The sequence below is a fragment of the Nocardia sp. NPDC004604 genome, from assembly GCF_040609795.1.
Lineage (GTDB): Bacteria > Actinomycetota > Actinomycetes > Mycobacteriales > Mycobacteriaceae > Nocardia.
This window is the reverse complement of sequence record NZ_JBEXLC010000128.1, coordinates 1-25,960: the sequence shown is the minus strand read 5'-3', so window position 1 is coordinate 25,960 and position 25,960 is coordinate 1. Positions and strand designations below refer to the sequence as shown.

Annotated in this window: 22 protein-coding genes; 12 read left to right on the top strand and 10 right to left on the bottom strand. The window is 67.2% G+C overall.

What is annotated here, in order from left to right:
- Nucleotides 1-95 precede the first annotated feature (95 nt).
- On the bottom strand, nt 96-473 hold the full coding sequence (locus ABZW16_RS33595; protein WP_354960126.1) for a nuclear transport factor 2 family protein: 378 nt from the start codon (nt 471-473) through the stop codon (nt 96-98).
- Between the two features lie 556 nt (nt 474-1,029).
- Between ABZW16_RS33595 and mihF the strand changes: the two genes are divergently transcribed.
- Nucleotides 1,030-1,344, top strand: coding sequence for an integration host factor, actinobacterial type (gene mihF, locus ABZW16_RS33590; protein ID WP_354960125.1), 315 nt, complete (start codon nt 1,030-1,032; stop codon nt 1,342-1,344).
- A 49-nt stretch (nt 1,345-1,393) separates the two neighbouring features.
- Nucleotides 1,394-1,804, top strand: coding sequence for an NUDIX domain-containing protein (locus ABZW16_RS33585; RefSeq protein ID WP_354960124.1), 411 nt, complete (start codon nt 1,394-1,396; stop codon nt 1,802-1,804).
- A gap of 77 nt (nt 1,805-1,881) precedes the next feature.
- On the opposite strand, the gene ABZW16_RS33580 is transcribed toward ABZW16_RS33585, so the two are convergent.
- From ABZW16_RS33580 to ABZW16_RS33570, 3 genes are all read right to left on the bottom strand, one after another.
- The gene (locus ABZW16_RS33580; protein ID WP_354960123.1) at nt 1,882-2,415 is read right to left on the bottom strand and encodes a hypothetical protein; all 534 of its coding nucleotides are present in this window, start codon (nt 2,413-2,415) and stop codon (nt 1,882-1,884) included.
- A gap of 67 nt (nt 2,416-2,482) precedes the next feature.
- Nucleotides 2,483-3,316, bottom strand: coding sequence for a formate dehydrogenase accessory sulfurtransferase FdhD (fdhD, locus tag ABZW16_RS33575; RefSeq protein WP_354960122.1), 834 nt, complete (start codon nt 3,314-3,316; stop codon nt 2,483-2,485).
- Between the two features lie 72 nt (nt 3,317-3,388).
- Nucleotides 3,389-5,698 carry an FdhF/YdeP family oxidoreductase gene (locus tag ABZW16_RS33570; RefSeq protein WP_354960130.1) on the bottom strand — a complete coding sequence of 770 codons (2,310 nt, stop codon included), beginning with the start codon at nt 5,696-5,698 and terminating at the stop codon, nt 3,389-3,391.
- Nucleotides 5,699-5,915: 217 nt separating this feature from the next.
- Here ABZW16_RS33570 and ABZW16_RS33565 point away from each other — a divergent pair, with 217 nt between their 5' ends.
- A complete protein-coding gene (locus ABZW16_RS33565) occupies nt 5,916-7,778 on the top strand; it encodes a serine/threonine-protein kinase (protein ID WP_354960121.1) in 1,863 nt (620 codons plus the stop codon).
- A gap of 122 nt (nt 7,779-7,900) precedes the next feature.
- Here the strand turns inward: ABZW16_RS33565 and ABZW16_RS33560 are convergent, their stop codons facing one another.
- The 3 genes from ABZW16_RS33560 to ABZW16_RS33550 all read right to left on the bottom strand — a co-directional run bounded on the left by ABZW16_RS33560 (nt 7,901) and on the right by ABZW16_RS33550 (nt 12,557).
- The gene (locus ABZW16_RS33560; RefSeq protein ID WP_354960120.1) at nt 7,901-9,649 is read right to left on the bottom strand and encodes an FHA domain-containing protein; all 1,749 of its coding nucleotides are present in this window, start codon (nt 9,647-9,649) and stop codon (nt 7,901-7,903) included.
- A gap of 637 nt (nt 9,650-10,286) precedes the next feature.
- Nucleotides 10,287-11,117, bottom strand: a complete 831-nt coding sequence (locus tag ABZW16_RS33555; protein WP_354960119.1) for an NAD(P)H-binding protein — start codon at nt 11,115-11,117, stop codon at nt 10,287-10,289.
- A 24-nt stretch (nt 11,118-11,141) separates the two neighbouring features.
- A complete protein-coding gene (locus ABZW16_RS33550; RefSeq protein WP_354960118.1) occupies nt 11,142-12,557 on the bottom strand; it encodes a DHA2 family efflux MFS transporter permease subunit in 1,416 nt (471 codons plus the stop codon).
- Between the two features lie 128 nt (nt 12,558-12,685).
- On the opposite strand from ABZW16_RS33550, the gene ABZW16_RS33545 reads away from it, so the two are divergent.
- Nucleotides 12,686-13,357 carry a TetR/AcrR family transcriptional regulator gene (locus ABZW16_RS33545; RefSeq protein ID WP_354960117.1) on the top strand — a complete coding sequence of 224 codons (672 nt, stop codon included), beginning with the start codon at nt 12,686-12,688 and terminating at the stop codon, nt 13,355-13,357.
- 20 nt (nt 13,358-13,377) lie between these two features.
- Nucleotides 13,378-13,905 carry a GNAT family N-acetyltransferase gene (locus ABZW16_RS33540; protein ID WP_354960116.1) on the top strand — a complete coding sequence of 176 codons (528 nt, stop codon included), beginning with the start codon at nt 13,378-13,380 and terminating at the stop codon, nt 13,903-13,905.
- Between the two features lie 49 nt (nt 13,906-13,954).
- Here the strand turns inward: ABZW16_RS33540 and ABZW16_RS33535 are convergent, their stop codons facing one another.
- Together ABZW16_RS33535 and ABZW16_RS33530 are read right to left on the bottom strand one after the other, a co-directional pair.
- Entirely contained in the window at nt 13,955-15,508 is a 1,554-nt protein-coding gene (locus tag ABZW16_RS33535; protein ID WP_354960115.1) for a glycerol-3-phosphate dehydrogenase/oxidase, read from the bottom strand.
- Nucleotides 15,509-15,557: 49 nt separating this feature from the next.
- Nucleotides 15,558-16,190 carry a helix-turn-helix domain-containing protein gene (locus tag ABZW16_RS33530; protein WP_354960114.1) on the bottom strand — a complete coding sequence of 211 codons (633 nt, stop codon included), beginning with the start codon at nt 16,188-16,190 and terminating at the stop codon, nt 15,558-15,560.
- Between the two features lie 175 nt (nt 16,191-16,365).
- On the opposite strand from ABZW16_RS33530, the gene ABZW16_RS33525 reads away from it, so the two are divergent.
- Together ABZW16_RS33525 and ABZW16_RS33520 are read left to right on the top strand one after the other, a co-directional pair.
- Nucleotides 16,366-17,943, top strand: coding sequence for an FAD-binding oxidoreductase (locus tag ABZW16_RS33525; protein WP_354960129.1), 1,578 nt, complete (start codon nt 16,366-16,368; stop codon nt 17,941-17,943).
- Nucleotides 17,940-18,899 carry a diacylglycerol kinase family protein gene (locus ABZW16_RS33520; protein WP_354960113.1) on the top strand — a complete coding sequence of 320 codons (960 nt, stop codon included), beginning with the start codon at nt 17,940-17,942 and terminating at the stop codon, nt 18,897-18,899. Before ABZW16_RS33525 ends, ABZW16_RS33520 begins: the two co-directional genes overlap by 4 nt.
- 24 nt (nt 18,900-18,923) lie before the next feature.
- Here the strand turns inward: ABZW16_RS33520 and ABZW16_RS33515 are convergent, their stop codons facing one another.
- A complete protein-coding gene (locus tag ABZW16_RS33515) occupies nt 18,924-19,604 on the bottom strand; it encodes an AAA family ATPase (RefSeq protein WP_354960112.1) in 681 nt (226 codons plus the stop codon).
- Between the two features lie 370 nt (nt 19,605-19,974).
- Between ABZW16_RS33515 and ABZW16_RS33510 the strand changes: the two genes are divergently transcribed.
- From ABZW16_RS33510 to ABZW16_RS33490, 5 genes are all read left to right on the top strand, one after another.
- Nucleotides 19,975-22,653: a valine--tRNA ligase gene (locus tag ABZW16_RS33510; RefSeq protein ID WP_354960111.1), complete on the top strand. Its 2,679-nt coding sequence runs from the start codon at nt 19,975-19,977 to the stop codon at nt 22,651-22,653.
- A gap of 86 nt (nt 22,654-22,739) precedes the next feature.
- A complete protein-coding gene (locus tag ABZW16_RS33505) occupies nt 22,740-24,110 on the top strand; it encodes a folylpolyglutamate synthase/dihydrofolate synthase family protein (RefSeq protein ID WP_354960128.1) in 1,371 nt (456 codons plus the stop codon).
- Between the two features lie 319 nt (nt 24,111-24,429).
- Nucleotides 24,430-24,771, top strand: coding sequence for a DUF4233 domain-containing protein (locus tag ABZW16_RS33500; protein ID WP_354960127.1), 342 nt, complete (start codon nt 24,430-24,432; stop codon nt 24,769-24,771).
- A 44-nt stretch (nt 24,772-24,815) separates the two neighbouring features.
- A complete protein-coding gene (gene ndk / locus ABZW16_RS33495) occupies nt 24,816-25,232 on the top strand; it encodes a nucleoside-diphosphate kinase (protein WP_228002254.1) in 417 nt (138 codons plus the stop codon).
- Between the two features lie 485 nt (nt 25,233-25,717).
- On the top strand, nt 25,718-25,960 hold a 243-nt coding region (locus ABZW16_RS33490), incomplete at its 3' end, for a translation initiation factor IF-2 N-terminal domain-containing protein (RefSeq protein WP_354960110.1).

Here is a 25,960-nt window from a genome sequence, read left to right as displayed (position 1 = left end):
GGTGTTCGGGGGGGCGGGGGCGGGCGCCTTCCACCCCAACCGGGGGCGGCGCCCGACCACGCCCCCCCCCCCCCCCGCGGACTGTTCGCCCCGATTCAGACTGCTTCGCTACGCATATCGTCCTGGCTCCAGTAGGCGCGCATGCTGACGATCCGGCCCTCGTCGTCGAACTCCATCACATCGATCGGCGAGAGCGTGAAGCGCTGCTCGCCGAACTTGGTGACCAGGGTGAACATGAAGGCGGCGTGGTTGCCCGTGATGCGGATCGTCTCCGGTCGCAGCTCGGTCTCCCGATCGAGGTTGGCGATCACGGCGTAGAACTCGCGAATGGCCTCATGGCCGCGCTTGGGCTCGGTGCCCATGGGGTCCTCCACCACCGCGTCGGGTGTGTAGAGGTTGACGATCTCTTCGGTGGGACCCGAGCCGACCAGTTTGACGTACTGCTCGATCACATCGCGGATCTGCTGTGCCATGAAAACCCCTCTTGTTTCGAGCGACCGGCGAGCAGTCGCCCGGGGCGACGAATTGAAACGTGTTCTAATTCGGAGCCTAGCAGTGTCCCATGGCAGCGTTGCGGGGAATCCCGATAGCCGGGAGGGGGATGACGTACTGGCGCAGATTGCCCCCCCGCGCCAGCACTTGTCCTAGCATCTTGCGCACCGAACGGGCCGATCATGCCCACTCGGCATTCTTGTTGGCGCGCTAGTGCTACTGGATACGGTGACGATCGTCGTCCACATCTCTGTGTTCCCCGATCGCGCCCGGTGCCGGAATCGCCGTTGATTCCCTGGTTCGCCGTTGAACCTTCTGTCCCGCACTGGTGCGTCTGCTAGTGGTTTCGGCATTGAGGCTTCGGGTGTTACCGCCTGCGGCTGCCTGTTTTACCAGGGCGTGCGCACTGGTTCCAGAAAACTTGTCGCTATTTCCCGCCGTCCGACCCCGGTGTGTCGAGCTAGTGTGGTGCTTGTAGTGCTGTTTACTCGGTCCGGTCAACCAGATGTTCGAGTGATGAGTGAAAGCGGAGGAGACATGCCACTGCCTACCATGACCGCCGAACAGCGCACCGAGGCGTTGGCCAAAGCGGCTGCGGTCCGCAAGGCACGCTCGGAACTGATCGGCAAGGTGAAGGCCGGAAAGGTATCGGTCGCCGAATTGTTGAAGAAGGCCGACAGTGATGACTTGGTCAAGAAGACCAAGGTCGCTGCCGTGATCAAGGCACTGCCCGGCGTCGGACCGGTAAAGGCCGCCAAGCTGATGGACCAAGCGGAGATCCCCGAGGACCGCCGCATCGGCGGACTCGGCGCACGCCAGCGTGCGGCGTTGCTCGAAGCGTTGAAGGACTGACAACTAGCGCCAGCGACTGCTTGTCGCTCGAAAGGGTCAGCTCCGCACCATGATCGGGGAACCAACGCTCACGTCGGTGGCGTGGCTGTGCGTCGAGAACGGCCGCTTGCTCGCGGTCCGGACCGAGGGACGCGACGCCTTCTATCTGCCGGGCGGCAAGCCCGAGCCCGGGGAAACCCTGGCCGGAGCGCTCGTTCGTGAGGTTCGCGAGGAAGTAGGCGTCGAGTTGGAGGCGCACCGGATCACGCCCGTGGTGACCATTACGGCCCCCGCCCACGGGCGTCCCGGAACGCTCGTGGAGATGCACTGTTTCCGCGCACCCGGTCACGGCATACCGGCTCCGGCCGCGGAGATCGCCGAGATGGCGTGGCTCGGACCGGGCGATGGTCATCGGTGCGCACCGGCGGTGGTGCGGGCCCTCGACCATTTGACCGAGATCGGCGGATGGAATGCGTACTGAACGTCGGACGCGCATCCACTTGCGACAGACCAAACGCCCCACGGCATGCGCTGTGGGGCGTTGACTGTTCCGGGGAGTCAGCGGGATGTGCGGCGGCGGGGGAGCCGGAAGGTGATCGGGTCGGGATCGCGCAACTGCGGTCCGCGCGGGGTGACCAGGATCAGCGCCAGACCGAGGACGGCGATCAGCACCGCGCCGATGATGCTGAGGGTGAAACTGCCCGCGCCCATCTCGGCTGGCTTGTGCGAGACGTGATAGATCAGGTGCGGTACCCCGAAGACCAGCCAGCCCAGGCCCGCGACCTGCGCCAACGCGCTGCCGCCGAGGAAGAGTGCGGCCAGCGTCACCGCGGTCAGCGCTAGGAAGAACGAACCGACGTCGGAGGCCAGATGGTGGTTGTACGGACCGTCGGCCGAGATCCACTGCATGCCGAAGCCCGGAAAGCTGGTGTACCACGAATGCGGCGCGAAAACCGCCCACAGACCGACGACCGCGCCCTGGAATGCCAATACCCCCAATATGATTCGGACGGCCAGCCAGCGGTTGCGCTGCTGTTCGAACCGCATACGCACGCGTAGTCCGCCGGATTTGCCATCGACCGTGATCCGCATCGGTGTCTCCGTTCATCGCCGAACTATGGATCTGGTGTTGTCACCGTAAAACGGACATCGGCCGTGATCAATAGGTGGCGACTTCGTCGGTAATGGTCAGCCGGTCCGGGCGGGTATAGATGTTCATGGTGTCGCCGCGCAGGAAGCCGACCAGGGTCAGGCCGGATTCGGTGGCGAGGTCGACGGCCAGCGAGCTGGGGGCGGAGACGGCGCCGAGTATCGGTATGCCAGCCATGACGGCTTTCTGGACCAGTTCGAAGGATGCACGGCCGCTGACGATGAGTACGAGATCGTTTGCGGGGATGCGGTTTTGGAGTAGGGCCCAGCCGAGGACTTTGTCGACGGCATTGTGGCGGCCGATGTCTTCGCGTACGGCGAGTGCGGTGCCGTCGGCGGTGAACAGCCCGGCGGCGTGCAGGCCGCCGGTGGCGTCGAAAACCGTTTGGCGGGTGCGCAATCGGTCGGGCAGGGCGGCGAGGGTATCGCTGCCGACGGAGATCGAGGCGGTCGGGAGCGGATATCGGGTGCGGGTGCGGACCTCGTCGAGTGCGGTTTTGCCGCAGAGGCCGCAGGCGCTGGTGGTGACGAAGTTGCGGCCGCGGACGGGGGTGGGGGTGCGCAGGTGGACGTCGAGGACGTTGTAGGTGTTGCGACCGTCCTCGTCGGTGCCCGCGCAGTAGCGGGCGCTGACCACATCCTCGGCGGTGTGAATGATGCCTTCGCCCAATAGGAATCCGTGGACGAGTTCGATATCGCTGCCGGGGGTGCGCATGGTGACGGTGAGCGACTGGCCGTCGAGGCGGATTTCCAGGGGCTCCTCCACGGCGAGTGAATCCGGGCGCTCGACAATGCCGTTGGGGGAGATGCGGCGCATCCGTCTGCGGGCGGTGACTCTACTCACGATTGCGCCTCTCCACGTTCGGTTCGGTCGTGCGCGGTGTGTGCTGCGACCTGGTTCGCTCGCTGGGGTTGCTCATGTGGGCTGTCCGGTATGGACGTGTGGTTCGACTCGGATGGTCACGGCTTTGGACACTGGTGTATTCGACCGTGCCGCAACGTGATCCAGCGGAACCAGCGGGTTGGTTTCGGGATAGTAGGCGGCGGCATTACCGCGCGGGGTGGAGTATTCGACGATGCGGAAGCCGGTCACCTTGCGTTCGGTGGCATCGGTCCATTCGGAGATCAGATCGACCAGATCACCGTCCACGAAACCGAATTCGGTGATGTCGTCGATGTGCATCAGGATCACCTTGCGGCCGCCGTGTACCCCGCGGTAGCGGTCGTCGAGGCCGTAGATGGTGGTGTTGTACTGGTCGTGGCTGCGCAGGGTCTGCAGGATCAATCGGCCCTCGGGCACCGGGACCCAGCTCAATTCGTTGACCGCGAAATTGGCTTTGCCAGTGGCGGTGCGGAATTCGCGGGAGTCGCGCGGCGGGTGCGGTAGCACAAAGCCGTTGCGCTGCCGGACTCGCGTGTTGTAGTCGGCACAGCCGGGTACCACCCGGGCGATCGCGTCGCGGATTTTGTCGTAGTCGTGCTGATACTGCGCCCACGGCACCGGGTGATCGGCGCCGAAGAGGGTCTGGGCGAGTTCGCAGACGATGGCGACTTCGCTGCGCAGTTGATCGCTGACCGGCTGCAGGCGGCCGGTGGACAGATGCACCATCGACATCGAATCCTCCACTGAAACTTGCTGTTTCGTGCCGTTCCGGAGGTCGAGGTCGGTGCGTCCGAGAGTGGGCAGGATCAGTGCGGTGCGACCGTGCACGATATGGCTGCGGTTGAGTTTGGTCGAGACGTGCACGGTGAGCGCGCAGCTGCGCAGGGCGGCCTCGGTGACCTCGGTATCGGGGGTGGCGGAGACGAAATTGCCGCCCATGCCGAAGAACACCTTCGCGGTACCAGCGCGCATGGCTTTGATGGCTTCGACGGTGTCATAGCCGTGGTGGCGTGGGCTGGTGATGCCGAATTCGCGGTCGAGTGCGTCGAGGAAGGCATCGGGCATCTTCTCCCAGATGCCCATGGTGCGGTCGCCTTGGACGTTGGAGTGGCCGCGGACCGGGCACACACCGGCGCCGGGCTTGCCGATCATGCCGCGCAGCAGTAGCAGATTGACGGCTTCCTCGATGGTGGCGACGCCGTGGCGCTGCTGGGTCAGCCCCATCGCCCAGCAGATGATCACGTTCTTCGATTCGGCCAGAAGTGTTGCGGTGCGGTGTAAGTCGTCGTCGGACAGGCCGGTCGCGGTGCGGACGGTGGCGAGATCGACAGCACGTACGTTCTTTTCGTATTCGGCGAAGCCAGCGCAGTGGGCGTCGACGAACTCGCGGTCGACCACCGTGCCGGGCGCGCGGTCCTCGGCTTCGAACAGGAGTTTGCCCAGGCCCTGGAACAGCGCCATATCGCCGCCGAGGCGGATCTGCAGGAAATCGTCGGCGATGGCGACGCCGCTGGTGAAACCCTTGACGGTTTGCGGGTCGCGGAAGCCGAGCAGTCCGGTCTCCGGCAGCGGGTTGACCGCGATGACCTTGGCGCCATTGGCCTTCGCGGCCGCCAGTGCGCTGAGCATGCGCGGGTGATTCGTGCCCGGGTTCTGGCCCGCGACGATGATCAGATCGGCCTTGGTGAAGTCATCGATCGAGACCGAACCCTTGCCGATGCCGATCGAGGTGGTCAGTGCGGCGCCGGAGGATTCGTGGCACATATTCGAACAGTCCGGCAGATTGTTGGTGCCGAAGCTGCGGACCAGCAGTTGATACAGGAATGCGGTCTCGTTGGCGGTTCGGCCGGAGGTATAGAACAGGGCCTCGTCCGGGGAGGACAGGGCATGCAGGTGTTCGACGATGAGCCGGTAGGCGTCATCCCACTCGATCGGGGAGTAGTGCGTATCGCCGGGGCGGAGCACCATCGGGTGGGTGAGTCGGCCCTGCTGGCCCAGCCAGTAGCCGGATTTGCCCGCCAGTTCCTCGATCGAGTGCGCGGCGAAGAATTCGGGGGTGACGGTGCGTAGTGTCGCCTCCTCGGCGACAGCCTTGGCACCGTTCTCACAGAACTCCGCCGGACGACGGTGCCCCGTAGGCTCCGGCCAGGCACAGCCGGGGCAGTCGAAACCGTGCACCTGATTGACCCGGGCCAGCGTGCGGGTGGTCCGGACGACACCCATCTCCTCGACCGCGCGTTTCAGCGCAACGGCCACGGCGGTCACGCCCGCGGCCTGCTCTTTCGGCGGGGTCACGGTCAGGGCGGACTCGTCGATGTCCTGTGTCGGTCCATTGCGGTGCATGCTGGACATTGTCCACACCGCACGAATTTTGTCGCGGGCAACCTTACCCCGATCCTGGGCCGCCGCGTTCGTAGCTGCGCCGCGTTCGTTGGATTCCTGGTCGGATACTGTTCCCCGACACCGGAAGTCGCGCCGGAGGAGTATTTCGCATCCACCGGGGAACTCGACGAAATCGACGGTACGAATACCGTGCGGTTCCGAGTGGATGGGCGACGACGTGACCAGTGACACCGGCAGGTTGCGGGCCGCGCTGCCCGCCTACGATATCGGCGCCCAGGTCGGCAGGGGTGGATGCGGTGTGGTGCTGGCGGGCACGCACCGGCGGTTGGGCCGACCGGTCGCCATCAAACAGATTCCACCGCAGTTCGCGCACGATGAACAGGTGCGCCGCCGGTTCGTCGCCGAGGCGCGAATTCTCGCGGCCATTGATCATCGCCATGTGGTGCGGGTTTTCGACTACATCGAGAAGGATGAGCTGTGTCTGCTGGTCATGGAATATCTGCCGGGCGGCACCGTCGGCAGCCGATTCGCCACCGAGGGGTTCGACGCGGCGACCGCGGTCGCCGTCGGGCTGGCCTGTGCGGCGGGACTGGAAGCAGCGCACCGCCACCGGATTCTGCACCGTGACGTCAAACCGTCGAATCTCATGTTCGGCACCGGCGGTGCGATCAAACTGACCGATTTCGGCATTGCCGAGATCGTCGGTGGTGACCAGACCCTGGTCACCAGGACCGGCGCGATCGTCGGCACTCCGTCCTATATCGCGCCGGAGCAGGCGCGCGGACAGCCGCTTTCCCCCGCGACCGACATCTACGCGCTGGCCGCCATGCTCTATCAGCTGCTGTCCGGTGTGTTGCCCTTCCCGCCGAGCGATGACCACCTCGCAACGCTTTTCGCCCATGCCTTCGGCGATCCCATACCCCTCACCGAGGTAGCGCCCGGTGTTCCCGGACCGATCGCCGATGTGGTGATGCGCGGCCTCGCGACCGATCCCGCCGACCGCTTCGACACCGCCGAACTCTTCGGCATCGCGCTCGCCGAACTCGCCGCCTCCTGCTGGGGCGGCGATTGGCTGACTCCGGTGGGTATCCCGGTGATCGGCGCCGACACGATTGTGGCCGCCGCGACCGGGGGTGCACGGCGGGCGGGTGCGGCGATACCGGGACCGGGAGGTGCGCAGGGTTATGGGACGGTGGTAGGGCCGATTTCACCGGTGACCGGCGAGATCGCTGCCGGACCGCATCGTCCCCCGATGGGCCGAGTGCGGCCGCGGTACGGGTTGCAGGACCAGGGTGTTCGGCTGGCTGATGTCGATCGGCGCGATCTGGTGCCCATTCGGGATGTCGTCACGTTCGCTTCGCCTTGGCTACCGCTGCTCGCGGGAGCGTTGTGTGCGGCGGGTGCCTGTGCGGTCGCGGTGCTCGGGCTCGGTGCATCCACGGCCGGCGGAGATCTGGTACCGGGCGCGGTCACCATTGCCGGTGTTGATCCGACGAGGTCGAATCCGATCGATATCGATCTGTCCGAGCCGATTCCAGTGCAAGTCAATGGGATCGACGTCGATTCGGCTTCGCTCACAGTGCATGTGGTCGGTGTGCGGTTGGGTGGAGATCCGGTGCCGCTGCAGCCCGGTGGCGCGGTTGTATTGCCCGATCCGGTCGACCGGCATGTATTGGCGGGCGATCTCGACGGCGAGCTGACTCTGCTGCGCAACGGTACCGAGATCGCGACGCAGCGAGTCGAACTGCATACGACGCAGCGTCCGACGCTGACCGCCGCTTCGGCCGTGATCGTGATCCTCGCGTTGTTCGCCGCCGCCTACGTGGAGTCCAACGCCCGGACACTGCGTCGTGGCCACGGTGGAATCGCCAATTTCATCGGTCTGTGCGCGAGTTCGGCCATGCTGGCCGGGGCGGTCGCCGGTGGTGCCTGGATTCTCCGGGGTACCCCGCCGACCGTCGCCACACTGGCCGTCAGTGGGGTACTCGCCGCTGGCGCGGGCGTTGCGGTCGCATTCGGCGCACGGCGGATCGGCGAGCGGCGCAGGCTCCTTCGCCGCGCACGGCGGGAAGATCGCTGAGTGTCCTAGCGGCAGAACGGTCCGGTGCGGTTCGGTTCGATGAATCCGCGCGGATTCGGCCGAGATCGACAGATGCGGTGGGAAGCCCCGTGCGGCACGTCTTCGCAGGGCAAGCGATCCGCTCAGGAACGGCGGCCCTTACCAGTGGCTTCCGTCGGATGCTTGGGGTCGTTCTCGGACCGGTAGGTGATGATTCGCTGGCCTATGCGCAGGCTCCAGCCGGGCGACAGTTCGATCGGGGCGGTGCCGACGCGCGTCCAGTCATCATCGCCTGGGGCCGCGATGAAAGTTCCCGCGGGAGTGGCGGCATCGCGGACGTAGACCTTGCCGCGGTCGACCGAGACGTAGGCGTGCACGCGGGAGATATGGCGGTCACGAGGGACGGTGATGGGCGTGGCCGTCGCGGCACGTACCGCCTCGTCGATCGTCGGACTTCGACCGACAACATACGCCCGGTCCAGCGGATATGCCGCACCGTCCTCGAGAATCAACGCACCGGCGACCGGCCCCGGACTCTCCGGATCGCCCGCGCCGCCAACCGGCCGCAGCGGTCGCGGTCGTTGCCCTTGCAATGGCGGGATCTTGTGCAGCGCAATAGGTTCGGGCCGTAACGATGCACCTGCCCGCGACCCACCGGACTCCGCACGCTCGGCAGCGGACATAGCCTGGGTACTGACGTCCTGCGGTGTCGCTACCTCCCCGGACCCGGACTCCGCCGTCCGCCCCTTCGCGGATGCCGCAGCCTGCTCGACGACCGGCGACTCCGCCGATGCCCCCCGACTCGTTTTTTCGGTGGGCGCTCCGGACCGCGCGGAGGACTGCTGCGAAATCCCAGCAGACCCAGTTGATTGCGCCGAGTCGGCGGGCCCGGCCTTCTCGGTCCGCCCGTCCGGCGCGGAGGATTGCCGGGGGACGCCCGTAGCGCGCGCCGATCCCGTTTGTTGCGCCGAGCCTGCGGGTCTGTCCTTCGCGGCGGGTTCGTCCGGCGCGGCGGGCCTGATGGAGGACTGCCGCGGGACACCAGATCCGGTTGGTCGCGCCGAGTCGGCGGGTCCGGCCTTCTCAGTGGGCCCGTCCGGTGTTGAGGATTGCCGCGGAATGCCCTTAGAGCGTGCCGATCCAGTTGGCTGCGCCGCGCCAGCTGGTCCGGCGTTCGCCGTGGGCTCGTGCGACGCGGCGAACCGGACGGAGGAATGCCAGTAGGACTCGGCGGGCTGAGCGGAGCCGGTGGGGGTTCGCGTGGCGTCTGTGCGGCCCATCGAGGTGGGCTGAGATTTCGCGGTCGGGTCGAGGAGAGCTTCCAACCCGGCCGGTGCGGTTCGTGGCGGTTCGAGTGTCGTGCCGGGGGACGGGGACGGTCCGGTGGCGCGGCCTCGGGTCGCCGCGGATCTGCCCGTGCGTCGGACTGCGATATGCAGGGTGAAACCGCCGCCGGGGACGACACCGGCGCGTAGGTCGGTGCGTGGCAGTGCCTGCACCGGAAATGCGTCGTCCGCGCCGAGTGTGATCCGGCGCACGGGCTCTCGGATGATTTCGTCTACCCAGGTGAACGCGCGGGCCCCGGAAAGGCGTCGAGTTCCTTCCGCGCCCTGGATCTCCGCGGTCACCTGGCCACGCAGCAGGATCACGGTGCCGTCGGCAGTCGGCGCGACCACGCCGAACGGCGGTGGTTCGGAATTGCCGCCGAAAACCACCGCGGCCAGCCGCTGCGCGATCGCCGCGCCCGGATGCCGCGCATCGGCGACGGCCTCGATCGCGCCGAGTATCCGGTCGGTGGAGGGGGTTTCGCCCGCGAGATACACGACAACCGCACCGAAGCGTGCGATCAGACCATTGCCCGGTGCAATCCCCACGGTCGACGGGTTGCTCACCCGCGCCTCCTTCCCGGACCACTACCGGCGTCCAGCATAGAGCGTGCGATGCCCCCGAACCCTGCCTGCGACGAACAGCGAGCCCGGGCCCACAGTGATCCGTACCCGCGCTGATCGACGAAGAGGCGTGCATCACCCGACGTCGCCTCCGGATGCCTCCAGGCACGCGTCCCGCGAGCTCGGATAGCTCTGCGAGACCACGCGTACATCCTCAGCGAGCCAGTGCCCCGTCCACACAGATCGCTGCGCTACCCACTTCGGCTGCTCGCCGAGCGTAGTCACATGGCGGTCGATACGGCCTGGGCGACCACCATTCGACTACCGGCGACTGCCTCTGGCCCCAGGGGGGCGATACGGCAGGAGCTATGTGGACGCGGCGCTGGCGAACCCGTTGTGCGCGAGCTCACGGCCAGCCGGAGAATTCGGCTCGGTGCGCGGCCATCGGAATCCCGTGGCGGTCAGTGCCTGTCACCTGCAACTCGTCGTGACTCTGCGCAATCGGCCGACACACCCGGCGGCGCGGAATGATCCGTGCTGCTGGGGTGGGTAGTCCGGTGCACCGCGATCTGCCCGATCGCGGCGGGTGAGTCCGTGCGGCCGATCTGCCGTGCACCACCAGCCAGGTGGATTCCGTATCTCAGGCGGTGAACTCGGACAGGTGGTCTTCGAGCCAAGTGGTGAAGGGCCGGGCCGGGTGGTTGGTGAGGAGGGCGACGATGTCGGTGATCCGGGTAGGGACGCCGTCGCACCTACGCCAGTAGTCGAGGAGGCCGTCGGCGTAGCGGGCGGGGATGAATTCGGCCATCTCCTGTCGCCAGGCGTCGGGGGTGACGTGGGCGATGGTCGCGGTGCGGCCGGTGATCTTGTTGATCAGGTCGATCTGCTCGGTGAACGTCAATGTCTGCGGACCGGTGAGAGTATGGGCTACACCGCGGTGGTCCGGCTTGGTGAGTAGGGCATGGGCACACTCTGCGATGTCGAGTTCGTGGATCGGATCGGTGTAGGCATGGGGGTAGGGGAGGCTGACCGGGCGGTCGGCTTTGATCGCGAATGACCAGCCGCAGGCATTGCCCGCGAAGGCGCCGGGTCGCAGTACCGAGACGGTTATCGGTGCGTCGGTGAGTCCGAGTTCGGCGTCGAGATGCGATTTCGCGACCGGGTTGGTGGCGGCATCGGGATCGAGCACCGAGGACGAGGACAGCAGCACGATGTGGTTGACTCCGGCTTCGGTTGCGGCGGATGCGAATTCGGCGATGCATTCGGGCTCGGCGTAGAGGAACACCGAGGTGACGCCGTCGAGTGCGGCGGCGAAGGTGGCCGGGTTCCGCAGGTTGCAAGCGACGGCGGGCACGTCCGCGGGAAGCTGCTCGGGGCGGCCGGAGCCGATACGGACGGCATGGCCGTCGGCGCGCAGCAGGGACACGAGGTTGTTGGCGACCGCGCCGCGGCCTCCGGTGACGAGAATCATGAGAGTCCTTGGGTTGAAGGTGATTCAGTGCTGCTGTTCGGCCTGAGCGTGGCGCGGCAGCAGTCGCACCAGCCCGAGGCTGACCAGCGTGATGGCGGCGACGAACACCAGGCTGACGGTCAGCGCATGCGCCTGACCGGAGCCGACCGTGTGGAAGTACACCGTGGTGACCGCGGCCGCACCGATCGCATTGGCGAGTTGCTGGACGGCGGAAAGGGATCCGCTGCCGCTACCGGTCTCGGACGGGTCGATATCGCCGATGGTGACGACGAAGATGCTGCCGAAGCAGGTGCCCATACCGATGCCGAGCACCAGGATTGCCGCCGCGAGAGCCCAAGGGGCGATATCGATTCCGCCGGTCAGCACCAGCAAGAGCAGCAGGCCGCTGCCCGCCAGAGTGATCAGCAGGCCGATCAGGATGAGGTTGCGTCCGAGGGCGGTCAGCAATTGGTGCGCGGCGATCGAGGCGATGATGATGCCGACGGCGAGCGGGGCGAGACCGAGCGCGGCGTCGGTCGGGGTGTAGCCGAGACCGTTCTGCATGAACAGCGACAGCACATACAGCAGCCCGGAGACCGCGGCGAAAAATACGAGGCCGAGGATCAGACCAGAGGTGAAGCCCCGGTTCTCGAAGAGCGTCGGCTTGATCAGCGGGTTGGCCGCGGTGATCTGCCGAAGGGCGAACAGCACGAAGGAGGCGACTCCGGCTGCCAAGGCCGCGAAGGGCGCGCCGCTCCAGCCGTTGGCGGAACCGTCGATCAGTCCGAATAGCGTCCCGAACATGGCCGCCGCGAGCAGGAGGGCGCCGAGCGCGTCGATGGTGACGGTGCGGTCGCCGTCCTCGGCGGGCAGCAGGCGATGGGCGGCGGCGAATGCGAGGCCGCCGAGCACGATATTGATCAGGAACATGGCGCGCCAGCCGAGGCCGAGCAGATCGGCGTCGACGAGGAATCCGGCCAGGATCGGGCCGCAGACGCCGGACAGGCCGAGGCTCGGCCCGAAGACGCTGAATGCCCTACCCAACTGTTCGCGAGGGAAGGTACTGGTGAGGATGCCGAAACCCTGGGGTATCAGCAGCGCGCCGAAGGCGCCCTGGATCAGGCGCGCGGTAATGAGCGTGGCCGGATCGATGGCGAGACCGCAGGCGACCGAGGCGAGGGTGAATCCGGCAAGGCCGATCAGGAACAGCCGCCGTTTGCCGAAGCGATCGCCGAGTCGGCCGCCGACGACCAGCAGGACGCCGAGGGATAGGGCATAGCTCGCGCCGAGCCACTGGATCAGCGACGGCCCGCTGTGGAGATCTCGCGCGATGGTCGGCGCGGCGATATTGGTGATGGTCGAGTCGAGCAGGTCGAGAATGTCGGCCGCGAGTATTACCGCCAGTATCGCCCACATCCGGGCGCTGACCTGGGTATCTGGTTGCTGCGTGCGGGTGTTCATGTCCTTCTCCTGATGGGAGGAAATCGGAGCGAACAGGGATCGTGACGAACGTTGTTCGGTCGATGTAGACGCTAGATCACGAACGGCGTTCGTGTCAAACAATGTTCGTCAGCGCGTATGCTCGGCCCATGAGCGCCGTACCCGTCAGCCGCCGGGCCCGACCCGCGAAAGCACCCCTCAGCCGTGACGTCATCATCGAAACCGGCCTGCGCATCCTCGACCGCGACGGTCTGGCCGCCCTCACCATGCGTCGCGTCGCGCAGGACCTGGATACCGGCGCGGCCTCGCTCTACGTCTATGTCGCCAACCGTGACGATCTGATGGCCGCCATGCTCGATCACGTGCTCGGCACCGTCCCCGAGCCGACGGGCGACACCTGGCGTGACCGGCTCACGGCGCTGGTTGCGACGACCGTCGACGCGATGGCCAAACATGAGGGGCTCGCACTCGTCGCGCTCGGCGCGATTCCCACCAGCCCGAATGCCTTGCAGATCGTCGAGCGGCTGCTCGCCCTGCTCGCCGAGGGCGGGGTGGACGCACAGACCAATTCCTGGGCCGTCGACCTGATCTACCTGCACATATCCGCGCAGGCCGCAGAGCAGAGCGCGTACAACACCAAGGACACCAACGAGCAGGACTATGTCGCCGAGGTGAAACGGCGCTTCACGGCACTATCCGCCGATCGGTATCCGACGCTCATGGCGATGGGGGACCAGATGTTCTCGGGCGACGGCGACGAGCGGGCCCGGTGGGCGCTGCGTGCGCTGGTCAACGGCATCCTGGCGACTCCGGCCGAGTGAGGTCCGTGGGAGAATTGTCCATGCGGACGATTCGACCGGCGGTCGAGGACGACCTGCCGATACTGCAAGAAATCGAGCGCGTGGCGGGCAAACCATTTGCCGACATCGGCATGATGGCTGTCGCGGATGACGATCCGCCGTCACTGCAAACGCTGCGTGAGTTCCAACAGGCGGGCCGGGCCTGGGTCTATCCCGATGACACCGGCCGCCCGATCGGCTATCTGATTCTCGGGATCGTCGATGGCAATGCCCATATCGACCAGGTCTCGGTGGATCCGGACCATGCGGGTAAGCGGATCGGCAAGCGGCTCATCGACCATGCGGTGCAGTGGTCGAAAGCGCAAGGGCTACCGGCGATCACACTGACGACCTTTGTCGACGTGGCCTGGAACGGTCCCTACTATGAGCGCCTGGGCTTCCGCTTTCTGAGCGCCGCCGAAGAGACCGCCGAACTACGCGAAATCCGCGCCGCCGAGGCCGCGCACGGCCTCGACCTCTGGCCGCGCGCCGCGATGCGCGCCGAACTCGCCACCTGGCGGATGGACTGACCCGCGCCGCCCGACCATTCGGCCGAATGCGACGCCGAGCGTTGCGAACCTAATGCTGGTGCGCGAAGGCGGCTTCCGCTGCGGGCAGGGCCGCCGCGCGGTCCGCGGGGACCAGGCCGATGCGGGTGCGGCGGTCGAGCAGATCGTCGGTGTCGAGTGCGCCCTCGTGGGTGATGGCGAAGGCGAATTCGGCTGCGGTGACATCGATTCCGGGGGCGACGTATTCGGCGAGGGCGGGGTTCGCGGCAGCCGTTGCCAGCACGGTCGCCGCCTCGCTGCCGAAGCGTTCGATCAGCAGCGGCGGGGCGGCGATTCGGTCGCGGGCGGCGCCGGAGATCGCGCCCACCAGGGGAAGCTGCTTGGTGCGGCACGGGCCGGCGGCGAGGTTGCCCGTGGCTACCGCCGCGTCGACCGCGTCCTCGGCCATCTGGCGGTAGGTGGTGAGCTTGCCGCCGACAATGGTGATAACACCGGTCGGGGAGTGCAGGACCGCGTGCTGGCGGGAGATATCGGCGGTGCTGTTGTCGGCCGTCTTCAGCAGCGGGCGCAGTCCGGCATAGCTGCCGCGAATATCGCTGCGGGTCAATGGCTCTCGGAGGGCGGTATTGATGGTGTCGAGGAGGAAGTCGATTTCGGCTTCGGTGGGCTGGGGTTCGTCGGGGACCGGTCCCGGTGCATCCTCGTCGGTCAGGCCGAGGTAGACCCGCCCGTGCGCCGCCGGGAAGGCGAAGACGAAGCGGCTCGTACTGCCCGGCACCGGGACGGTCAGCGATGCGGTGAGCCCGCCGAATGATTCGGCATCGAAGACCAGATGGGTGCCGCGGCTCGGGCGCAGTTCGATGCTCGGGTCGACCTGATCGGCCCAGACGCCGGTGGCATTGACGACGGTGCGGGACCGGATGGCCATGGTCTCGCCGGTCGAGGTATCGCGGAGGGTGGCCGAATCCCCGGTGACGTCAAGGGCTTCGACGCGGGTGAGGATGGTTGCGCCTTGCGCGGCAGCGGTGCGGGCCAATGCCACCACCAGTCGCGCGTCGTCCACCAGCTGTCCGTCCCAGGCCTGCAGCCCGCCGCGCAATCCTTCGCGGCGCACAGTCGGTGCCAAGCGCAGCGCCTCGGCGGCGGCGACTCGACGGGAACGCGGCAGTGTCGCGGGCGAAGTGCCCGCACTGCGCCGCAGCACATCGCCAGCGACGAATCCGGCGCGGATCAACGCACGCTGTGCCACACCGATTTCCGGAAGCAGCGGCACCAATTGCGGCAGTGGCCGCACCAGATGCGGTGCCGTGGTGGCGATCAGGATGCCACGCTCGACGGCGCTTTCGTGCGCGATGCCGACCCGCCCGCTGGCCAGATACCGCAGCCCGCCGTGCACCAGCTTCGAACTCCAGCGACTCGTACCGAACGCCAGGTCGTGCCGTTCCACCAGCACGGTTCGCAGTCCGCGGGACGCGGCATCGATGGCCGCGCCGACACCGGTCACGCCGCCGCCGATCACCAGCACATCGATATCGATACCGTCGCCGAGCACCTGTAGCTCACGCGCCCGGCGTCCGGCGTTCAGCGCGGAATTTCCACGGGCAGCGGCCGAATTCGCAGTCATCACAATCCCTTTCCGGTGGCGGACGGACCGCCGGTGCGCAGGTGTTCGGTCATTGGAGCGGCTTGTCGGTCGTCGCGGGTCCGCCGTCGGGAGCGAGGTAGCCGTCGATCGCGCGGGTCAATTCCGCATCCAGTGCCGCTCCGGCCAGCAGCGGGGCGACCGTACCCGCCGACTGCACCGCCGATTGCGCGATCAGCAACAGCATTGTCGCCATCTGTTCGGGCTCGCCCGCGCGGATGGAGCCGTCCAGGTGGCCGTCCCGGATGCCCGCGGTGAACAGTTCGATCAGGGCGCGTTGATTGCGGCCGAGGCGGCCGAAGACATAGGTGAGCATCAGGTCGGTATCGGTACGGAAGATCTTGCCGAACAACGGATTCGAGCGAATGGTCGCCGCGCCCCCGACGATGCCCTCGACCATGCGGGCGCGCGCGTTACCCGTGCTCGGCATGGCCGCGGCGACGATCGCGCGCAGTTCGCGCACCAGCAGTTCGGCCACTAGCGATCCGGTATCCGGCCAGCGCCGGTAGACGGTCGGCCTGCTGACCCCGGCGCGGCGGGCCACCTCGGTGAGGGTGGTGCGGCGCACCCCGAACTCCTCCACGCAGGCCCGGGCGGCGTCGAGGATCGCGAGATCGGTTGCCGCGAGCGCGTCGACGGGGGCGGACTCTGCGGAGGCAGTCATCGGGTGTCACCACCGGGTATCGGCGGCACCGTCGCAGCGGTGCCGGAAGCGGGTGTCTGTTCGTTACTGCTTGACAGTCTATGTCAAACTGTAACGCATGGTCGAGACGCATCAGCACACATCCTCCAGCGAGGCGGCCGCCGCAATCCCGGGCGCGCCGGAGCACGCGGCGAGTATGGTTTGGGACGCCTGGGGCATCCCCGCCGGACACAAGCCGCTCTCGGCTTCGATTCGAACCCTGCTGTCGCAGGTATTCGGAGTCTCCGGCGACCCGGTGGCGCGCCGCGATGAGGGCGATGTGCCGCTACGCGAGTCGACGTTGACGCAGACTCAACGGGACGGGTTGGTCGCGGTGGTCGGCGTGGGCAGCATTTCGGTCGACCACCACGATCGTTTGCGGCATGCGGGCGGTAAGAGCACCCCCGATCTGCTGCGCCGCCGCGCCGCCGGCCCACAGGACGCGCCCGATGCGATCATCTTCCCCGCCGACCATGAGCAGGTGCTCGCCGTGCTGGCCTACTGCGCCGAGAATGCCATCGCGGTGGTGCCCTTCGGCGGCGGTACCAGTGTGGTCGGCGGCGTCGACCCGGTCCGGGGTCGCTTCGATACCGTCATCGCGCTGGATCTGCGCCGCCTCGACGGCATTTCCGATATCGACCCGATCAGCGGCACCGCCACGCTCGGCGCCGGACTGACCGGCCCGCTGGCCGAGGAACTCCTTGCCGCCCATGGCCTTTCGCTCGGCCACTTCCCACAGAGCTTCGAATTCGCCAGCATCGGCGGTTTCGCCGCAACCCGGTCCTCCGGACAGGCCTCGGCGGGTTACGGCCGCTTCGATGACATGGTGCAGCGGCTCAAGATCGCCACGCCCAGCGGCACCATCGAACTCGGCCGCGCGCCCGCATCCGCCGCGGGCCCGGACCTGCGTGAACTGTTCGTCGGTTCGGAGGGGGCGCTCGGTGTGATCACCGAGGTAACCCTGCGGGTGCATCCCGTACCGGAAACCATTGGCTACCAGGCCTGGTCGTTCCCGGACTTCGAAACCGGCGCCGCCGCACTGCGCTCGGTGGTGCAGGCGGGTGCCGCACCGACCGTGCTCCGGCTCTCCGATGAGGTCGAGACCGGCATCAACCTGGCTCGGTCCGCCGATATCGGAGGTGAGTCGGTTGCGGGTTGTCTGGCCATCACCACGTTCGAGGGCACCGAGGCGCATGTCGCGGCCCGCAGCGCTGAGGCGGGCGCACTGCTCGCCGCGGCGGGCGGGACCGCGCTGGGACAGACCCCGGCTCGGGAATGGGAGCACGGCCGTTTCGCCGCACCCTATATGCGCGATGCCCTGCTGGATGTCGGCGTGCTCTGCGAAACCTTGGAGACCGCGACCACCTGGTCGAATTTGGCCGAGCTGAAGGCGAAGGTCACCGCGGCACTGACGGATTCGCTCGGCGGTCAGGGCACCCCGCCGCTGGTGATGTGTCACATCTCGCACACCTATCCGACCGGTGCCTCGCTGTATTTCACCGTCATCGCCAAGCAACTCGACGACCCGATCACCCAGTGGTCCATCGCGAAACGGGCCGTCGGCGACGCGATCGTGGCCGCGGGCGGCACCATCACCCATCATCACGCGGTCGGCACCGACCATCGCCTTTGGATTCCCGATGAGATCGGCGATCTCGGCGTGCGCGTGCTGCGCGCGGTGAAGCGGGAATTGGACCCGGTGGGCATCCTCAACCCTGGAAAGCTGGTCCCGTGACACAGGATTCGTCCCGTCCGGTGCGCGCGGTCACCGTCGTGACCAATCCGCAGTCCGGCGTCGGCAAGGGCGGCGATGTGGCTGCGGCCGCGTTGGCCCGCTTCGCCGCACGCGGTGTCGAGATCACCGAGGTGCGTGCGCCTTCGGCCGCCGAATCGGTACGTCTGGTGCGGGATTCGATCGCGGGCAGCGCCCGGCCGGACGCGGTGGTCTGTATCGGCGGTGACGGGTTGATGAATGTGACGCTGGAAGCGCTCGCGCAGACCGGCGTACCGCTCGGCCTGATCCCCGCGGGCACCGGCAATGACCTCGCACGGGAAATCGGTGTGCCCACCGACGATCCCGTCGCGGCGGCCGATCTGGTGCTCGGCGGCCGCACCCGCGGCATCGACCTGGGCCTGATCGAATCGCCGACGCCCGGATACACGCCCAAGTGGTTCGCCACCGTCACCGGTACCGGATTCGACGCACGAGTCACCTTGCGCGCCAACGATATGCGCTGGCCCAGAGGTCCGCTGCGCTACACCGTCGCCGCGCTGGCCGAAATCTCGGGCCGCTTCACCGTGCCCTATCGGATCGAGCTGTCCGGCGTCGTGCCCGGCGCGCTCGACAATCCGGATTCCGACACCGTGATCGAGACCGATGCGGTCATGGTGGCGATCGGCAATACCCGCACATATGGGGGTGGCATGCTGGTCTGTCCGGACGCGGTGATGGATGACGGTTTCCTGGATCTCACCGTCGTCGGCGCGGTTTCCCGACGGGATATGCTCCGTCTGCTGCCCGCACTATCGGCCGGTAAACGGATCGATCATCCGAAGTCCAAGCAGTACCGCGTCGCGCAGGTCACGCTCACCGCCCCCGGTGCCCCGGCGACCGCCGACGGTGAGCCCGCCGGCACGCTCCCGATCACCCTGCGCGCGGTGCCCGGTGCACTGACCGTGCTGGTCCCATGATCATGAGAACGACGTCCGCACTCGTCACACCGCGAAGCTGACCCGACCCAGCCGGTCGATGGTGGTCCGATCGGCGATCACCATCGATGCGGGCGCGGGCCGCGGGAGATCTCCCGTGCCGACGGCGCGCATGAGGCGGTCCCAGCGGCGGCAATGCAGCGTGAAGAAGAACGGATTGATGCGCCGACCGCGCGCGTGCTGACCGGCGCGCGCTGTTCTGGCAGGCACATCGAGCAGGATGACGTGCACTTCCCGGCCATAGCGCGCCGCCCACCGGCCGATCGAACGTCTGGCCCACCCGAAGGTGGCGCAGTCGTGGATGACGACCGGCCCGGCACCGTCCCGCAGTGCGGCTCTGATCCCGCGGTAATGCGCGATGTGCACCACCGGCCGCCACAACGGGTACGGCAGCCGACCGAGCCTGCGCCGCCAGCGATTTCGCGAATGGTGCGAGTCGAGCACCACCGAATCCGCTGGCCCGCGCGGTGGTCGCTCGGCATCGGCCTCGGCGCCGAAGAACAGCCGCAACGCCGTACTCTTACCCGCGCCCGGCACTCCGGCCACTACCAATGCCGCCGTCGCGGGATACCGCAACTCCTCGATGGTGCGTCCGCGCAGATCGTGTACGGAGGTCGGTGCGAATACCCGAACATCGGGTATTCGCGGTTGCGAACCCGGATAGGGCGAATCGAGCGGAGGGTTCACCTCTTCCAGGCTCCTCAGCCGACGCCGCCCCGACAACCGGGAAAACCCTGATTCTCGCTGTGTATTTCCTGAGCGGAGCAGGGCGGGCGAGGCTCGGTCTCGGCGCGCGGTGTTCGCCACGCCGTAGGGCCGCTGCCTGCGCATTCAATGGCGACCTCGAACCGGCTGGAAGCGACAGCCGCGGCGCCGCGGATGGAAGGCGCGATGAAGCTGAGAATTACTTGTGGATTCGGAGCTCGAGCCGTTTTGGGCGGTAAGCTCTCCAGGTGTAGGCGGAGTGTTCGGTGTCCCTCATCCACCGAAGACTCCGCCTTTTTCTGTGCGCTGGCCCTTTTAGGAGCTCGGCCGGCACCACCACTAGAATGCCGGGGTGACCAGCGCAGCCTCTGACAACCCGCGTAATCGTGCCGATGCCCTCCCCAAGAGCTGGAACCCCAGCGAGGTGGAGGCCGAGATGTACGAGCGCTGGGTAGCGGCTGGCTACTTCGCCGCCGACACCGCCAGTGCCAAGCCCGGTTACTCCATCGTGCTGCCGCCGCCGAACGTCACCGGCAGCCTGCACATGGGCCACGCGCTCGACCACACGCTGATGGACACTCTCTCGCGCCGCAAGCGCATGCAGGGCTATGAGGTGCTGTGGCTGCCCGGTATGGACCACGCGGGCATCGCCACCCAGACCATTGTGGAAAAGCAGCTCGCGGTGGACGGCAAGACCAAGGAAGACTTCGGCCGCGAACTGTTCATCGAGAAGGTCTGGGACTGGAAGCGCGAATCCGGCGGACAGATCCAGTGGCAGATGCGCGCGCTCGGCGACGGCGTCGACTGGAGCCATGACCGCTTCACCATGGACGACGGGCTCTCGCGCGCCGTGCAGACCATTTTCAAGCGGCTCTATGACGCTGGCCTGATCTACCGCGCCGAGCGCCTGGTCAACTGGTCGCCGGAACTGCGCACCGCCATCTCCGATATCGAGGTCAAGTTCGAGGATGTCGAAGGCGAGCTGGTCTCGCTGCGCTATGGCTCGCTCGAAGATGATGAGCCGCATGTGATCGTGGCCACCACCCGGGTGGAGACCATGCTCGGCGATACCGCGGTCGCGGTGCATCCGGAGGATCCGCGCTATCAGGATCTGATCGGCACCACCCTCGAGCATCCGATCACCGGACGTCAGATCCCGATCATCGCCGACGATTACGTCGATCCCGAATTCGGCACCGGCGCGGTGAAGATCACCCCCGCGCACGACCCCAACGACTTCGAGATGGGCCTGCGGCACAACCTGCCCATGCCGAACATCATGGACGAGCGCGGCCGGATCACCGGCACCGGAACCGAATTCGATGGTCTGGACCGGTTCGAGGCGCGGGTCAAGGTGCGCGAGCGGCTCGCCAGCGAAGGCCGGATCGTCGCCGAGAAGCGGCCCTACCTGCACAGCGTCGGACATTCCGAGCGCAGCGGCGAGGCGATCGAGCCGCGGCTTTCGATGCAGTGGTGGGTCAAGGTGGAATCGCTGGCCAAGGCGGCCGGTGACGCGGTTCGCAACGGCGACACCGTGATCCACCCGACCAGCCAGGAGCCGCGCTGGTTCGAATGGGTCGACAATATGCACGACTGGTGCATCTCCCGGCAGCTGTGGTGGGGCCACCGCATCCCGATCTGGTACGGCCCCGAGGGTGAGGTCGTCTGCGTCGGTCCGGATGAGACCGCGCCCGAGGGCTGGGTGCAGGACCCGGACGTGCTCGACACCTGGTTCTCCTCGGGCCTGTGGCCGTTTTCCACCATGGGCTGGCCGGACTCCACCGAGGAACTCCAGAAGTTCTATCCCACAAGCGTTCTCGTCACCGGCTACGACATTCTGTTCTTCTGGGTGGCCCGGATGATGATGTTCGGCACCTTCGTCTCCGACGATCACGTGCTCACCGCGGGCAAGGGCGGCGCGAAGCAGGTGCCGTTCCAGGACGTGTTCCTGCACGGCCTGATTCGCGATCAGTACGGCAAGAAGATGTCGAAGTCGCGCGGCAACGGCATCGACCCGCTGGACTGGATCAACGCCTACGGCGCGGACGCGCTGCGCTTCACCCTGGCGCGCGGCGCGCAGCCCGGTGGCGACCTCTCGGTCGGCGAATCGCATGCACTCGCCTCGCGCAGCTTCGTGACAAAGCTGTTCAACGCCACCAAGTTCGCGCTCATGAACGGTGCGAAGCCGGGTGTGCTGCCCGATCGCGCCGAGCTCACCGATGCCGATCGCTGGATCGTCGACCGGCTCGAACAGGTTCGCGCCGAGGTGGATTCGGCATTCGACGCCTACGAGTTCGGTAAGGCCTGCGAGGCGCTGTACCACTTCGCCTGGGATGAACTGTGCGACTGGTACCTGGAGCTGACCAAAGTGCAGTTCGCGGCCGACGGTGCGCGGGCCGAATCGACCAGCATCGTGCTCGGCAATGTGCTCGATTCGGTGCTGCGGCTGTTGCACCCGGTCATCCCGTTCGTCACCGAATCGCTGTGGCGGGCACTGACCGGCGGTGAATCGGTTGTCATCGCCGCGTGGCCCGCGGCCACCGGTGTGGCCGCGGATGCGGCTGCCGCGCAACGGGTTTCGGACGGACAGCGGTTGATCACCGAGATCCGCCGCTTCCGCAGCGACCAGGGGCTGGCCGATAAGCAGAAGGTGGCGGCCAAGCTGATCGGCCTCGACGCCGCTGGCCTCACCGAACTGCACGATTCGGTGACCAACCTGGCCCGACTCACCGAACCCGGCACCGATTTCGCAGCGACCGCTTCGCTCGAGGTCCGGCTGAGCGCGGCCACGGTGACGGTGGAACTCGACACCTCCGGCGCGGTCGACCTGGACGCCGAACGCCGCCGCCTGGAGAAAGATCTCGCCGCGGCCGAGAAGGAATTGGCAACCACTACGGCCAAACTCGGCAACGAGGCCTTCCTGGCCAAGGCGCCGGATCAGGTGGTCGACAAGATCAAGGGACGTCGCGATGTCGCCGAGGCCGAGGTGGCCCGCATCGGTGCCCGGCTCGCGGAACTGAGTGGCAAATGAACGACGAACCGGAGCCGCAGTACGCGGACGACGAACATCCCAAGGCGCGGCTCGGCTCCGGGCCGTCCCCGGTGGATCTGGCCGAAATGGCATTGGTCGAGGCGGAATTGGACCAACGCTGGCCGGAGACCAAGATCGAGCCATCGCTGACCCGCATCGCCGCGCTGATGGATCTGCTCGGCTCGCCGCAGCAGAGCTATCCGGCCATCCACGTCGCGGGCACCAATGGCAAGACCTCGGTGACCCGCATGATCGATGCGGTGCTGACCGCGCTGCACCGGCGCACCGGCCGGATCACCAGCCCGCATCTGCAGTTGGCCACCGAGCGGATCAGCATCGACAACGTGCCGATCACCCCGGCCAAGTACGTCGAGACCTACCGCGAACTGCTGCCGTATATCGAGATGATCGATAAGCAGTCCGCGGCCGCCGACGGTCCGGCCATGAGCAAGTTCGAGGTGCTCACCGGCATGGCCTATGCCGCCTTCGCGGAGGCGCCAGTGGATGTGGCCGTCGTCGAGACGGGGATGGGCGGCCGCTGGGACGCGACCAATGTCATCGACGGACAGGTCGCGGTGATCACACCGATCGGCCTGGACCACACCGACTACCTCGGCGACGATCTCGCCTCGATCGCGGCGGAGAAGGCCGGAATCATCAAGTGCGCGCCGGAGAACCTGATTCCGCGCGACACCGTCGCCATCATCGCCGAACAGGCGCCAGAGGCCATGGAGGTGCTGCTGCGCCGGGCCGTCGAGGTCGATGCCGCGGTGGCGCGCGAGGGTTCGGAGTTCCGGGTGCTGGCCCGCCAGATCGCGGTCGGCGGCCAGCAGCTGGAATTGCAGGGCCTCGGTGGCGTCTACGACGAGATCTTCCTGCCGCTGCACGGTGAGCACCAGGCGCGCAATGCGGTGCTCGCGCTGGCGGCGGTGGAGGCGTTCTTCGGTGCGGGCGCCGAGCGGCAGCTCGATATCACCGCGGTCCGCGCGGGTTTCGCCAGCGTCACCAGTCCGGGCCGGATGGAGCGCATGCGCAACGCCCCGACCATCTTCATCGACGCCGCGCACAATCCGGCGGGCGCGCAGGCGCTGGCCGCGACGCTGACCGCGGAATTCGACTTCCGCAAGCTGGTGGGCGTCGTCGCCGTGCTCGGTGACAAGGATGCGGCGGGCATTCTAGAGGCGCTGGAGCCGGTGCTGGACGAGATCGTGGTCACCAGCAATGGTTCGCCGCGCGCCATGGATATCGAGCGCCTGGCCGACCTCGCCGTACAGCGCTTCGGCGATGAGCGGGTGGTCACCGCCGAGACCCTGCCCGATGCGCTGGAAACGGCCATCGCCATCGCCGAGGAGGTCGGCGATTCGGGCGAAATGGTCTCGGGCGCGGGGGTTGTGGTGACCGGATCGGTGGTCACGGCGGGCGCGGCCCGCGCCCTGTTCGGGAAGAGCCCGGCATGAGCGTCAGGCCCGGAGGAGGCAGCGTGCGTAACCACGGAGGGTCCCGCGAACGCCGCAATGAACACGGCGTGAGCGTCAGGCCCGGAGGAGGCAGCGTGCGTAACCACGGAGGGTCCCGCGAACGCCGCAATGAACACGGCGTGAACGTTGGGCCGGGGTCCGGATGCGGCAGCATGGGTGGGAACGTGGGGCCTGCGAATGCCGAGAAGGAGACAGCGTGACCGAGACATCCGGCGACGCCGCTGAGCCCGAAGGGACCGACGGCGCACCGCAGGTTCCACCGCCCGCCACCGATCCGTGGAAGGGACTGCGCGGTGTCATGGCGGGCACCCTGATCCTGGAAGCGATCACGGTGCTGCTGGCACTGCCCGTCGTCGCGTCCGTCGGCGGGGGAGTCGGCTGGTTCTCGGGCAGCTACCTCGTGGTCCTGGCCCTGGTGATGATCCTCGGCGCCGGACTGCAGCGCCGCCCGTGGGCCATCCCGTTCAACCTCGCCCTGCAGGTGCTGTTGATCCTCGGCGTCTTCGTCCATCTGTCCATCGGCGTCATGGGCGTCTTCTTTGCCGTGGTGTGGGGTTTCATCCTGGTCCTGCGCGCCGATGTCAAGCGCCGAATGGAACTCGGCCTGCTCCCCAGCCAGCGCATCGAAGGCTCTTCATAGCTCCGGTTCGGTAACCCGGGGTACCGCCCATTAGGCTGTGCGCCGTGACTGAGCAGACGTTGGTACTCATCAAGCCGGACGGTGTGGCCCGTGGCCTCGTCGGTGAGGTGCTGGCCCGGATCGAGCGCAAGGGGCTGAAGATCGCCGCCCTCGAGCTGAAGCAGGTATCCGAAGAAGTGGCGCGTGGCCACTACGCCGAGCACGCCGAGAAGCCGTTCTTCGGTTCTTTGATCGAGTTCATCACCTCCGGCCCGGTCGTCGCGGCCATCCTGGAGGGCCCGCGCGCCATTGCCGCGTTCCGTCAGATCGCCGGTGGCACCGATCCGGTCGAGAAGGCCGTCCCCGGCAGCATTCGCGGTGACTTCGCGCTGGAGACCCAGGAGAACCTGGTGCACGGCTCGGATTCGCCGGAATCGGCCAAGCGGGAAATCGCGCTCTGGTTCCCGGAGTTCCCGGCCTGATCCAGGGCTACGGCGTGAGCTGCGCGAACCGAGGGCACGGGCGGCCTCGCCGCGGGCCGGAGCCGAGCGCAGCGAGGTGTAGTCGTGCGGCGATGGCAAGACGTCGCCGCACTGTGTGGGATACTGGCATTGGTTACTGACGATGCCGACTGTTCGCGCAGGTACGCGAACGATCGGTGCCGGACGGTAACCGGATGACACTGCGGTTCGATGCCGATCATCGCTGCCACGAACAACTGGCCTGTTGCTAGGGCCGGAGGTTCGCGTCGGCACGCTGGATGAGCGCTCGCGCCGTGGAGTTCAGCCAATAGCCAGGCGCCGCGTGACCAGTTAGCCCGACCGACGAACAAACATGGTGTTAACCGGGCATGCGGGGCGAGACCACTTGACCTTGCGCCAACCGCGTGAGGTGAACGGACAGTGCCCCCGCGTCGGCCGCGTCACTCCTGCCAGGAGGGACGCGCCCGGGGACCCGAGGAGACTTCGTGGCCGATCAAGAGCCGCTGGAAACAACATCACAGGATGCCGAACAATTGCCGGAGCGAATCCGAGTTCACGCGCTTGCCAAGCGGCTGGGGGTAACCAGCAAACGCATCCTGGCCAAGCTCGCCGAGTTGGGTGCCGATGCGCGTAGTGCGCAGTCGAACGTCGATCGAGCGGTAGCGGAATCGGTCCGCGAGGCGCTCGTCACCACCGAGCCGGCCGCCGAGGTGTCACAGGATGCCGAG

What these genes read in the sequence shown, in the direction of transcription:
- ABZW16_RS33595 (WP_354960126.1), bottom strand. Translation starts at nt 473, where the DNA reads ATGGCACAGCAGATCCGCGATGTGATCGAGCAGTACGTCAAACTGGTC.
- mihF (WP_354960125.1), top strand. Translation starts at nt 1,030, where the DNA reads ATGCCACTGCCTACCATGACCGCCGAACAGCGCACCGAGGCGTTGGCC.
- ABZW16_RS33585 (WP_354960124.1), top strand. Translation starts at nt 1,394, where the DNA reads ATGATCGGGGAACCAACGCTCACGTCGGTGGCGTGGCTGTGCGTCGAG.
- ABZW16_RS33580 (WP_354960123.1), bottom strand. Translation starts at nt 2,415, where the DNA reads ATGCGGATCACGGTCGATGGCAAATCCGGCGGACTACGCGTGCGTATG.
- ABZW16_RS33570 (WP_354960130.1), bottom strand. Translation starts at nt 5,698, where the DNA reads ATGCACCGCAATGGACCGACACAGGACATCGACGAGTCCGCCCTGACC.
- ABZW16_RS33555 (WP_354960119.1), bottom strand. Translation starts at nt 11,117, where the DNA reads ATGATTCTCGTCACCGGAGGCCGCGGCGCGGTCGCCAACAACCTCGTG.
- ABZW16_RS33550 (WP_354960118.1), bottom strand. Translation starts at nt 12,557, where the DNA reads ATGAACACCCGCACGCAGCAACCAGATACCCAGGTCAGCGCCCGGATG.
- ABZW16_RS33545 (WP_354960117.1), top strand. Translation starts at nt 12,686, where the DNA reads ATGAGCGCCGTACCCGTCAGCCGCCGGGCCCGACCCGCGAAAGCACCC.
- ABZW16_RS33540 (WP_354960116.1), top strand. Translation starts at nt 13,378, where the DNA reads ATGCGGACGATTCGACCGGCGGTCGAGGACGACCTGCCGATACTGCAA.
- ABZW16_RS33535 (WP_354960115.1), bottom strand. Translation starts at nt 15,508, where the DNA reads ATGACTGCGAATTCGGCCGCTGCCCGTGGAAATTCCGCGCTGAACGCC.
- ABZW16_RS33530 (WP_354960114.1), bottom strand. Translation starts at nt 16,190, where the DNA reads ATGACTGCCTCCGCAGAGTCCGCCCCCGTCGACGCGCTCGCGGCAACC.
- ABZW16_RS33525 (WP_354960129.1), top strand. Translation starts at nt 16,366, where the DNA reads ATGGTTTGGGACGCCTGGGGCATCCCCGCCGGACACAAGCCGCTCTCG.
- ABZW16_RS33505 (WP_354960128.1), top strand. Translation starts at nt 22,740, where the DNA reads ATGGCATTGGTCGAGGCGGAATTGGACCAACGCTGGCCGGAGACCAAG.
- ABZW16_RS33500 (WP_354960127.1), top strand. Translation starts at nt 24,430, where the DNA reads ATGGCGGGCACCCTGATCCTGGAAGCGATCACGGTGCTGCTGGCACTG.